The 10,812-nt window shown below is 37.5% G+C and carries 13 protein-coding genes and 1 pseudogene; 2 read left to right on the top strand and 12 right to left on the bottom strand.

The window, feature by feature from the left end; genetic code table 11:
• Positions 1-75: 75 nt before the first annotated feature.
• Positions 76-291, top strand: a pseudogene (locus tag BGO84_RS07625) (PcfJ domain-containing protein); the annotation flags it as partial.
• Positions 292-524: 233 nt separating this feature from the next.
• On the opposite strand, the gene BGO84_RS07620 reads toward BGO84_RS07625, so the two are convergent.
• The 3 genes from BGO84_RS07620 to BGO84_RS07610 all read right to left on the bottom strand — a co-directional run bounded on the left by BGO84_RS07620 (position 525) and on the right by BGO84_RS07610 (position 3,166).
• Positions 525-1,544 carry a DUF4365 domain-containing protein gene (locus BGO84_RS07620; RefSeq protein ID WP_291028679.1) on the bottom strand — a complete coding sequence of 340 codons (1,020 nt, stop codon included), beginning with the start codon at positions 1,542-1,544 and terminating at the stop codon, positions 525-527.
• A gap of 10 nt (positions 1,545-1,554) precedes the next feature.
• Positions 1,555-2,520: a hypothetical protein gene (locus tag BGO84_RS07615; protein ID WP_291028678.1), complete on the bottom strand. Its 966-nt coding sequence runs from the start codon at positions 2,518-2,520 to the stop codon at positions 1,555-1,557.
• A 214-nt stretch (positions 2,521-2,734) separates the two neighbouring features.
• Entirely contained in the window at positions 2,735-3,166 is a 432-nt protein-coding gene (locus tag BGO84_RS07610; protein WP_291028677.1) for a DUF3872 domain-containing protein, read from the bottom strand.
• A gap of 41 nt (positions 3,167-3,207) precedes the next feature.
• Between BGO84_RS07610 and BGO84_RS07605 the strand changes: the two genes are divergently transcribed.
• Complete coding sequence (locus BGO84_RS07605) at positions 3,208-3,492, top strand: YciI family protein (RefSeq protein WP_291028676.1); 285 nt, start codon at positions 3,208-3,210, stop codon at positions 3,490-3,492.
• Here the strand turns inward: BGO84_RS07605 and BGO84_RS07600 are convergent.
• From BGO84_RS07600 to BGO84_RS07560, 9 genes are all read right to left on the bottom strand, one after another.
• Entirely contained in the window at positions 3,489-4,070 is a 582-nt protein-coding gene (locus BGO84_RS07600) for a conjugal transfer protein TraO (protein ID WP_291028675.1), read from the bottom strand. The two genes, BGO84_RS07605 and BGO84_RS07600, sit on opposite strands and share 4 nt — an antisense overlap.
• A gap of 46 nt (positions 4,071-4,116) precedes the next feature.
• Positions 4,117-5,082 carry a conjugative transposon protein TraN gene (gene traN / locus BGO84_RS07595; protein ID WP_291028674.1) on the bottom strand — a complete coding sequence of 322 codons (966 nt, stop codon included), beginning with the start codon at positions 5,080-5,082 and terminating at the stop codon, positions 4,117-4,119.
• Between the two features lie 51 nt (positions 5,083-5,133).
• Positions 5,134-6,420, bottom strand: a complete 1,287-nt coding sequence (gene traM, locus BGO84_RS07590) for a conjugative transposon protein TraM (RefSeq protein WP_291028673.1) — start codon at positions 6,418-6,420, stop codon at positions 5,134-5,136.
• Positions 6,410-6,739 carry a TraL conjugative transposon family protein gene (locus tag BGO84_RS07585; protein ID WP_291028672.1) on the bottom strand — a complete coding sequence of 110 codons (330 nt, stop codon included), beginning with the start codon at positions 6,737-6,739 and terminating at the stop codon, positions 6,410-6,412. The genes traM and BGO84_RS07585 overlap by 11 nt, the downstream gene beginning before the upstream one ends.
• 11 nt (positions 6,740-6,750) lie before the next feature.
• Positions 6,751-7,374 (bottom strand): conjugative transposon protein TraK, encoded by a 624-nt coding sequence (traK, locus tag BGO84_RS07580; protein ID WP_291028671.1) that lies wholly within the window; start codon positions 7,372-7,374, stop codon positions 6,751-6,753.
• A gap of 32 nt (positions 7,375-7,406) precedes the next feature.
• Positions 7,407-8,399, bottom strand: a complete 993-nt coding sequence (gene traJ, locus BGO84_RS07575) for a conjugative transposon protein TraJ (RefSeq protein WP_291028670.1) — start codon at positions 8,397-8,399, stop codon at positions 7,407-7,409.
• A gap of 20 nt (positions 8,400-8,419) precedes the next feature.
• Complete coding sequence (locus BGO84_RS07570; RefSeq protein ID WP_291028669.1) at positions 8,420-9,049, bottom strand: DUF4141 domain-containing protein; 630 nt, start codon at positions 9,047-9,049, stop codon at positions 8,420-8,422.
• 94 nt (positions 9,050-9,143) lie between these two features.
• Positions 9,144-10,106 carry a fimbrillin family protein gene (locus BGO84_RS07565; protein WP_291028668.1) on the bottom strand — a complete coding sequence of 321 codons (963 nt, stop codon included), beginning with the start codon at positions 10,104-10,106 and terminating at the stop codon, positions 9,144-9,146.
• Between the two features lie 49 nt (positions 10,107-10,155).
• A partial coding sequence (locus BGO84_RS07560; protein ID WP_291028667.1) for a TraG family conjugative transposon ATPase occupies positions 10,156-10,812 on the bottom strand: 657 nt, incomplete at its 5' end.

Below are 10,812 nucleotides of genomic sequence, written 5' to 3'. Positions count from 1 at the left end.
AGCAGCGTGTTATCACAAATGCTACGCATAACCATATACTGAGCATAATGATGCTTATGCATCACTATTCATAAGCACCATTGTGTCGGTAGTTATCACTCAAAAGAAGATTCGCTGATCTTATCGGCTTGTATAGATGGAAAACGGATTGAAACAATTGAAGTGTCAATTTCTCAGCTAAAGGTTATTCAATCAAGGGGTGTTTGTAATAAGAATACCAAGTACCACAGCCGAATAGTAAATCTTGTAGAGCAGAATATTCCACTTATCGAAGAAAGACTGGCTGCATAAATTTCATTAAACTAAAATAGACGAAGTATGTATCGATTATATATAGGATTTAGACTTTTGGGTGAATTTAATAGTATTCGAGATCCTAAACAGTTTATAATTAAAACTAAAACGAAAAATAACATTTGGGCAGATTAAATCTCTGCCCGCTTCTTTTTCATGAGCCTAAGCAAGTAAAAGAAGCAAAAACCAATTTTAGATATTTTTATATCTAAACACTTATTTTTCTGGTATTATGTATTCAGACCATCTACAAGATTACAGTTATCATATTCCTCAAAATCTTCAAAGAATAGTTCTTCGATATTTTGTGTTTCATTTTCGTATTCATCATAGTAATATCTTGCATCCCAGTCTGTGTAAATAAAAGCTAATGGTCTTTCTTTAAGATGAAGATAGAGAGATTTAAATCTTTGTTTGTAATATTCCTTTTGAGTTTTTATAACTAATAAATTTGCAACTCTTATAGCCTCTCTATAGTCGTAAGCAAAATAGTCTATTATTTCATTAATGTACTTATATTTGAAACGAAGAAGCGAATTTGATTCTAAATTATTTGCATCCAGTAATTCAAGATGTTTTCTATACCATTCATCAATTGTTTTAGGTTTACAAATATTGAGGTATCTCCCTATTAAATAGAAGTTATTATAATGTTCTAATAATAGATATTGCATAGTGGCAGAACATGTTTCATTTTCGGGTTTTCTTCTACACATCAATATAAATGGTCCAAAGGATGTAAATGACATTAAAGCTTTCTCCATAGCAGTCTCGACATCAGGCCATCGTTTTTCTCTAAGATACATTAATTTAAAAAGGTTAGCCTCTGAATTAATTATTTTAAAATCTTGACTTAATATCAAAGATACAGTTTTACTATCTTTGATAAAACGGCCTTTTCTATTCTGCTCTCTAACACTCACAAAATAAGGAATTTTAGCATCTAAATCCACAACTACAAAAAAAACAGGAACTGGCAAACCTAGCCAATAATTAATTGTAGTTTTTTTGATCCCAGAGTATATACATTTTCTAGATTTATCAAACTTGACTTTATTTTTTCCCTTTATCTGTATAGCTAAAAGATCACCGGTGATCCTATTATCTGTTACGATCTCAATATATAGATCTATTCCATAATCCCGCTCTGTCATTTCTCTTATAATCCATTCATTGGGGAGATGTTCGAATAAGATTTTTAACGATGTGCTTTCTTTTATATGATTAATATCTCTACTGGGATAATTCATTTTCGCAAGTTTATTCTGGTTTATTTAAATATTTTTTCAAAATCCAACCTGTTTGAGGCAAATCATCTATAGGGTCAAAATAACTAACATAGACCCACTTATGATGAACTTGAATAACGATAACTTCAAAAGCTTCTGGTAAGTTTGTTATTGTTATGGATTTAAGTTTGGGTTTAATCATAACTTTACAGCTTCGATTCGTAATCCTATACTCTTTTACATCTTTCAGATGTTTATTTAGTATTCGAATAAAATGGATAGTCGAATCTTGTTTATGAGATAGTTGATCTATACTTAATTGAGTTGCTGCCACTGGCTTATCTTCTATAAAATCAAGGTATTGGTGTATGTCTGTGCAGCGTAAAAGAATATCAATAATCAGCATAGCAGATATACCTGCCGATTTATATTTGTTATAAAAAGATAGTACTGAGGCTAATAAAGTTTGAAACAGCCTTTCATTGTGTTCTGCAGATTCATTGTGTAGAGCTTCAGTGAAATCCAAGGTTTGCTCTGTTATGGATTCGTAATCATCAAGTACCATCCAGTTGTTTTGTTGAATAGCTATTGTTGCAATATTACTTGAAATATGACTTAATGCAGAATAGAGATTTTTAAACTGAGATATCCCATGAGGTTGAAGATGAATTGCTTTTGATATATAATTAAAGTTTTCAAAGATTTTTTTATGTTGACGATTAATTGACATAATAGCCTCAAGTGCTGTACTAGGCATAAGTAATCTTGATTGCCTATTCATTGACTTTATTATTTCAAATGTTGATGATATACCAGTATAAGAATATAAAGGTTGTTCCATGCTTTTTATAAATTCTGAGATTACACTAGCTCCTGTCAAGTTATTTATTAGACCTTCTGTATTGAGTATTCTAGGTAGTTGGGAGCTTAGGCTTAAAGAATTAGCAATATTATCTATCATTTGTCCCTTTTTTATAAAATCCTCTAAATTTATCATTGAATTCTTTTGTTTAAAACTCTTTCTTTCTATTTCAAAAATACAAAAAAGACCAAGAAAGAAGTATATTCTTCTTGATCTTTTTAACACTTACTAATCCGTATTCTCTTTTAATTTATCCACTCTCGTTCATCTTTTAATATCAGTAGAAGTCTTCCCTATGAATAAATAATACTTATCCAAGTGTACACATACGAAATTACCATCATTGTCATCATTCTATTTCCTCCTCCGAATTATCGTTATTAAACGAAAAAGAAAGCTGATAAGTATTTTGATAATTATCCTCAAAGTAAATATCAACTACCTGCTGATCCTCCGATTCAGAAGTATAATACAGCCGAAACGTTTCCTTAGTCAGCTCATAAGTGTCATTCGGTAGAAATACCGTTCCGTCATCCATTCTTAGCTCTCCTTTGCCATCCGGTTGAAAATACCGCAGATAATACTTAGCATTATCATATCTACCTGATCGTTCCAACTGACAGCGAATCTCAGCAGTCTCCCCAATTCTCAGCTTTTTCGGCACAGGCAGGTGAGTAACCTTGAATTCATAACTTTGGCGAATATCAATATCGTCGCTACAGGCACATGCGATACATGCGATCAGTATCGTGTAAATTATATATGATGCTATTCTTCTCATATCGATTTCTATTTTTTAATTTTACATCAAATTTGAATGTTATGTTTATTTTCGTTCTAACCTATCAGAAACCACTTAGCGAGGTTGAGAAATACCTGGGTATGCACCGCACTTATCTGGATATAAATTATAAAGAAGGCTATTTCATTGCTTCAGGACGACAAGAACCCCGTAACAGAGGTGTTATCCTTTGCAGAGCAGCAACAAAAGAGCTTGCTTTAGAAATTATGAAAGCCGATCCGTTCTATATCAATAAGGTTGCCACCTATGATATTATCGAATTCCTCCCTACCAAATGTGCTGATGGTTTTGAACGTTTTATCTAATTGATCATGATCTTAATTCCCATACCGATTTGTGTATGGAATTTATTGATGTCCGAACCGAGTAATACCCGTTCGCGGGCATTAAACAGTAGTACAAGTCGATCCGTCAGATAAGTTTCTATCTCAAAGCTGACTGCACCACCGTATAAGAAATTATTATCTGTTGTGATGGTTGCTCCATCGAACAGTAATTCCTTCCCCCAATTAATCGTTTCATAACCTGCAACAGCGGAAAAACCTACAGACAAGAATACTGTTTTACTTGGATCAGATAAGAATTTCAGATAATAACCACCTTCCACTGTTATCTGAGATATGGGTATCTGTTTATCCTTATACTCATAAGACTTTTGCAAGTATTCTCCACCAAAAGTCCATCGGTTGCCATTCTTGGTATAAGTAGATAAAGCAATGCCACCAAAGAAAGCCTGTCCGTCTTTCTTTTCCAGATTAAATCCATCCACAAAACCACCTGTTACCTGAATACCTTTTTGTCCGGGTAAGTAACGTTGGGCATGAGCCTGTCCAATAAGGACAAGGCTCAATATGAATACTAAAGCTATTTTATATTTATACATTTTGTTATTGTATTCGTGTGTAATAAAAGAGTCTGTAACCCTGATTTTATTTAATCTTTAGCTCATTAATCTGTTCTGCCCGTATCAGGTCATTGTTCTCTATGACAAAGGTTTGATTGCGTCCACCGTTCTTTTCAAAGAGTTCAATAACCAACTGCTTATCATTAGGAATCGTTATCTTATCAATGGTGAAAACTGTCCTTTCTGTCTGATTAGCTCCAACCTGAGAGATAAAATTATATACCCGTAGTGGATGGATAACCGTTTCCTGAACAGCCGTTTGTTTCACCATCTTCTTATCGATTATCTTGAATCGGATAAAATCAATATCAAAAGGTACATTCGTAGAGTTCTTGATCTGTGTATGCAGATACAGAAGGCCATTGTGACTGTAAATACCTTTGAGTAGATATTGGATACCGAATCGCTTCGAGCCGATATGTTTTACAATTCGTTTGTCATTCTGATAGATGGAACGATTAATCAGGTAAACGATACGGGGTGATTCACTTCCGAGTTCTTTCAGGTAAATCTCCATCGAGTTATTCGGGCGATTCGTGGCTATACCATCGTGCATAAAGTCTTTCATTTCAATGTTTAGCTTCTCTGGCTCATCGGCATATTTAATATTGAAAGTGTAATAACTTCCTTCTTCGGTTATTACAGCCATATTTGTCTCAGTTTCAAAACTGCGAACAGCTGACTTTATCCGTAATACATTCTCCGAGCTTCCCGCTTTTCCTGCAATAATATTATTTGATCCCAAGTCCACATACCGAATCGCAGCAGGGAAGATAACATGCACGGTCTTCTCAAAAGTCACTTCTAAACCATATGGAGGAATCATTCGATCAAAGGTGATCTTCTTGCTCAGCCCTTCATAATAATCCCCATAAGTAGGTTTTAATACCTGTTGCAGATCTTCCTGCATATCTTTTGACGTTGTTTCATTCTGTGCATGAGCTACAATCGTTGTCAGTACCAATGCGAGTGCAATAATATATTTCTTCATTGTTTATTTCTTTGATTAATAAATACTTGTTTTTATTCAGTTGGAAACCCTTCATGATTTAGGCATCAGCATAATGCGATAGCCCGATTTAAGAGTAACCTTTACCTGCCGTATCTTTTTCTGCATATATGCCGATACACCCTGTATAGCTCCCTTACTGAGATCGGATGCCAGTTGTGCTCCAGTACTCTGAGTCATCGTAAAGCTTGTTCCTACACTGTTTCCCATATTGGCGACAATCTCTTTGGCTGCATTCATCTCCAATGATCCCGGTATATGAATACCTTTCTGTCCGTCTGTGTCGTAGGTGACCATTTCTACAGGAATGATTGTACCTTCATACTCAATAGATGATATCAGTATATCCAACCGTTCTCCCTGAATCTTGGCAATACCTGTCAGAATCGTGTTTTCGGGAATAAGAGTAGTTCCTGCCACTAATGGTTCGGTCAATCGCAAACGGGTAGTTTGTCCATCAATTATCGTCTGGTCATCGTGGATAACTGCAGAGATGGTATTTTTACTATTTACTCCAATCTCTCCATCCATTGTATTGAAACCTGTATTTCGTGGCTGATCATACATCTGATACAATTCTTCGTTACTGATATTCTGGGCCAGTGATGAAACCGTATTCTTTTGTATCTGACGAACTGGGCTGATTGTAGTCTTTCCATTTTTAGAAGAGCCATCTTTCCCATAATTCTCAATCTTGTTTTTCAAAGAATTGGAATTTGTTATTGGAAACTCAGGCTGATTCTGTGGCATATACTTGGCTGCCATCTCGTAGGATTTTTCCATCAGTAATAGTTGTTCATCGACTGCCGACTGTTTATTGTCCTTATCCTGCATCTTGGCTTCCAGTTCCTCCAGTTTCTTTTTCATCTCTTCCTTCTCTGAATCGTCATTGGGCTTCTCATAGAAATTACCCAATGTACGGTTGATATCCCTGTAAGCTGATACCGAATTATTAATCGGTGCCTTTTCTTTCTTCACAGCTTGCTGAGGCTCATCATCCAGATTAATAGTCACCCGTTCACTTTTGGAACTTTCCAGCATATCGGCGTAACCCTGTAAGGATTGCATCCGCTCTTTCTGCCGTTCCTTCATCTGCTCCTGTTCGTAGGCATCTTTCTTATCTCCAATGATACCGTCTCCTTTGGGATCGGGTATATCGGCATTGAAACCCGTACCTATCTGCTCTTTGGCTTTTTCTTTCTCCGATGGGGAGACAATCAGCCAGATACATCCTGCACAAACAATCGCCATCAATGCGAAAATCGCATATTTCTTCAGCTTTTGTTTTTGCTCTTCACTTAGTTTTGGTTTATCTGCCATATGATTGATCTGTTTTGTTATTAGTACTATCCGAAACATCAATATCTGAGTCTAGAATATCCGAATCAAATACTGAATCTGTCGGTTTGGTCTTTTCCAGTTCCAACTGTTTGATATGCTCTATCTTTAACTGATCCCTGCGTTCCTGTTCCCGTCCCCAATTACTGATAGCTGTAAATGTGAAATACAGGTTCAGGATTGTAAAGAATAAAAGCATAATGACAATTACAGTTAGTCTCTTGTCAGGAGTAATCTCCCCACACAGGTCTTTGAGCTTATCTTCCAGCCAATAGCCAAGTTCTTTAATTCTCTCTTTCATGGATCAGCGTCTTATCGATCCAATACCCTTAAATCCTTATTCTCCCGTATTTCGAAAGCTTCGATACTAAATCCATGTGGATTATTGTCGGAACGGACAGAGTTTAAGAGTTTACAGGTTGTTATAAGACTGCGCTCCGTGATATTACTTTCCCTGATAATCATCTGACGGGCATAAGTAATAACCTGATAAGGATAGACATCCAGATTACAGGAGATACTATCGACTTGTATAGTCTGATTAATATTCCCAGAGATAATCCGATTGTAATATCCTTTCTCCGATAGGTCTTTGTAGTAATTGAAAGCGGATTTATCCGACAAGAGTAATGCCCGTTGTATATTACTTTCAATGGCAGATTTATCGGGAGACAGCGTAAAGAACAGTTCGTGAAAACGTCTGACATGTTCCCGGGCTTCTACAGGACGGTTCTGTGATAAGTCCTGCGAAAGAGCGAGCATCAGAGACTTTCCGTTATCCAGCACATAGATCTTCTGGCGTTGTGCTTCTGCAAAATTGTAGGCACTCCAAACGGAGTAGCCTGCAACAGCAGTACACAAACAGAGAAACACAATGCCAAAGATGCGGAGTTGCTTAAAACTCGATTCGATATTTTTTAATGATTTAAATTCCATTGTTTTTTGATTTGATAATTGAGATTAGACATCTATCGCCCTTTTAATCGTCCTACGATATTTCCGGCAGCAGCTCCTCCAGCACCGCCAACCATTGCCCCTGCTTTGGTTGCTGTATTGTTTACATTCTTACCGAAATTGCCCATGCCACCTGCGGATATAATCCATCCGGCAACAGTCGATATGGTGAAATAGCCGACAATACCAATGATGAGAAATACGATATAAATGGCATCAGAACTATCCAGAGAGAAATTCGGATCGGTCTGCATCCGTTCAATATCCGATTGGAGCATCAGGGATTGAAGCCTTGCCAGTATTGTACTAAACAGATCGGAAACAGGCAGCCACAGGTAAACCGATATGTATCGTGTGATCCACTGTGTGAGTGTCGATTGAAAGCCATCCCAGACAGATATCGCAAAAGCCAGTGGACCAAGAATCGAAAGGACAATCAGAAAGAAGGTACGTATCACATCGATAATCAGAGTAGCAGATTTAAAGACTATTTCCAGAATCTCGCGAAAAGCTTCCCGTATCCACTTCTTCGCATTGTACAAGCCACGCTCAATGTACATACCTGCTATTTCCCCGACATCGGTAATACCCAATTGATCCAGCTTCTCTTCAAAGATTTCATTATCTACTAGGTAGGCTGTTTCCGGATTACGCTTCATAGCCTCGTATTCCAGTTTGTCTTTCATCTCTGCATATTTCTGCATATCCAGCGTTTCGGATTGCAGCATCCCGTTCGTTCCCTGTACGACAGGACTCATAATGCTGTTAATAGTTCCAAGTACGACAGACGGAAAGAACATAATACAAAGGCCAATGGCAAACGGACGAAGCAACGGATAGACATCTATGGGTTCAGCCCGAGAAAGGGATTGCCATACACGATATGCCACATAAAATAAGGCCCCCAGTCCTGCTATTCCTTTGGCTATACCGATCATATTACCGCATAAGGGCATCATCTGATCGTAAAGCGTCCGCAGGGTTTGATGAAATTGATCGAAATCCATATTTTTTCTTATTTAGGATTTTACCAATAACGATCCGAAGGATTACCATACAAAGCATTGACACGGGCTGTTTCACCTTTCTTCTTAGCACGTAGGTACGAAACACCGATATTCTTATTTGTATAATATCGAACCAGATTACGAAAATCAAGCATCGCATCATAGCAGGAGTTAACCACATCGATTCGGTCTTTATCCGAAAGAGATAGTGTACTGATATTCACAACCCCTTTTAGTTCGCTCAGTACATCGTTGCTTTGTTCCAACAGACGTGTATATCCGTTGGCTATGGCATTGAGTTCTTCGATAGAGTAATTTGGATCAGACAGCATCTTTTGAAAACTGTGTACATAGATATCGGATATTTCGCCTACCATCAGAATGGTTCTTTGTACCTTCTTGGCATCTTTGACCAAGCCATTTACAGCTTTGAGTGCATCGTAGTATTGTTTACCCTGATTATAAACCTTTTGAACTTCCTGAAAATTTTTGACCATATTACTGGCAGTCGAAGATGTCTGTACGATCTGTTTGCTGGTATTGACAATACTCTGAGTGAAGTTACTCGGGTCCCAAACTGTCCATTGGGCTGATATATTTGAAGTGAAAAGCACAAGGCTCACGCACAACATAAAGAATTTTGTTTTCATATTTCAATGATTTTTAATGATGTAAATTGTATAAATAAGAGAGAAGTAACAGAGTAAGAACAGAAGAGTCAGTGTTCTTACTCCCTGTGTGAGATTAGTCCGTAATAGTAAGATTAGCCGAAATACCTCCTGTCCAATCCGAGATATTTACATTCCCGATTTTCAAGCTCGAACCATTTATTGTTACTGCATAGGTGTTTTTAGTTCCACTTTTCCAAGCAGTGTTAGCAGGAACTTTCCATGTATAGATACGTCCGTCAATAGTAAAGTTAAAAACAACATCTCCTTCGCCTCCGGTCGATTTTATAGGCAGTACAAAGACTTTTAAGAAATCGGCTTCCGATTGAGATGGTTTTTCAGGAATAGTCAACAGCGGATAGATATCTGAATATGCTTGAATAGATACCGGTCTGTTCTTTCCTTCAATATTCTTTATCGTTCCTGTTGAAATATCCATTAATCCTTCATTGAAAAGAATAGTCTTCTTATCTGCATTGGCTATCTCAATACGGGTAAGTTTACCTTGCCAGGGATAATTGGATTTACTGATATTAAACTGTACCAAAGCCATTGCATGCTTCATGGTCAGGCTTACTGCCGGATTATCTTTGTTGATAGCAGCCTGTCCCGGAGTATGCGTTCCATACATATAATCCTGTTGCGTAGCGTGATCCACAAAAATGGATCTGCCATCGGTATTGTTACTGCCGTAAGGATAATAGGCATAGACCGTAGCGTTATCCCCTGTAAGCCTGATCTCAGGTGTCTGATTCCAGATTCCGTTTCTAAAAACAGATAAGGCATTGTCATTTTCTTTATACGAATTATTGTTATCCCCCAAACTACCCGATGTAACAAACAAACCGATGTTTGTTCCTTCAGGAAATGCGGATACAACTGATGCCTTTGTACCGACAACATCTATTGCCGTGATACCTGCCTGAATCTTTAAGACGGCATCATGATTACCCAGATTTACCGGATCGTCATCGTTACTGCAACTGTTAAGACTAAATAAAGAGACAGCAATGGCTGTCAGAAAAAAGAACTTTTTCATATAATTTTTTTTACGTTTGAGATTAATTTAAAATTGTTGGTAAGCCTGTTTACGAAAGAGGCTTATCCGAAGTGATTAGCTTGATAGCCTGCTCAATATCCCCTCCTAACTTTTCCGAGAGTTTTTGCACCTGCAGTTTCTCTGTCTCTTCGGTGGTATAGGTGTAATACTCGGATGGACTGACTTCTGTAGCATATACAGCCGATTGCATACCGCCCAATCCGATCCAGACTTCTTTGTAGATACGGCTTGGATTATTGGACATGTTAATGGAAAGTATCTGGGCTTTTTCTTTTTCAGTCAAGCCTAATAAAGCCTGTATCGAATCGAACTTATTCATATACTTACGCTGATCAAGCAGTATCTTGCAATCAGAGTTATTGATGATAGCTTCCTTGACAATGGGTGATGAGATAATATCATCCACTTCCTGAGTAACAACGATTGCTTCACCAAAAAACTTACGAACGGTTTTATACAAATACTTCAGATATTCAGCCATATTGGGAGACGAAAGGGCTTTCCATGCTTCTTCCACAATCAGTTGTTTTCGGATACCTTTCAACCGACGCATCTTATTGATGAATGCTTCCATAATGATGATCGTTACCACAGGGAAAAGGTCGCGGTTCTGTAGGCTAAGCACCCAGCGCCATATCATATTACTATGATTGGTTTCCAAGCACTCGCCTCCGAACCGTACGTA

The sequence above is a fragment of the Dysgonomonas sp. 37-18 genome (assembly GCF_001899125.1).
Taxonomy (GTDB): domain Bacteria; phylum Bacteroidota; class Bacteroidia; order Bacteroidales; family Dysgonomonadaceae; genus Dysgonomonas.
This window is presented reverse-complemented; position numbering and strand designations above follow the sequence as displayed.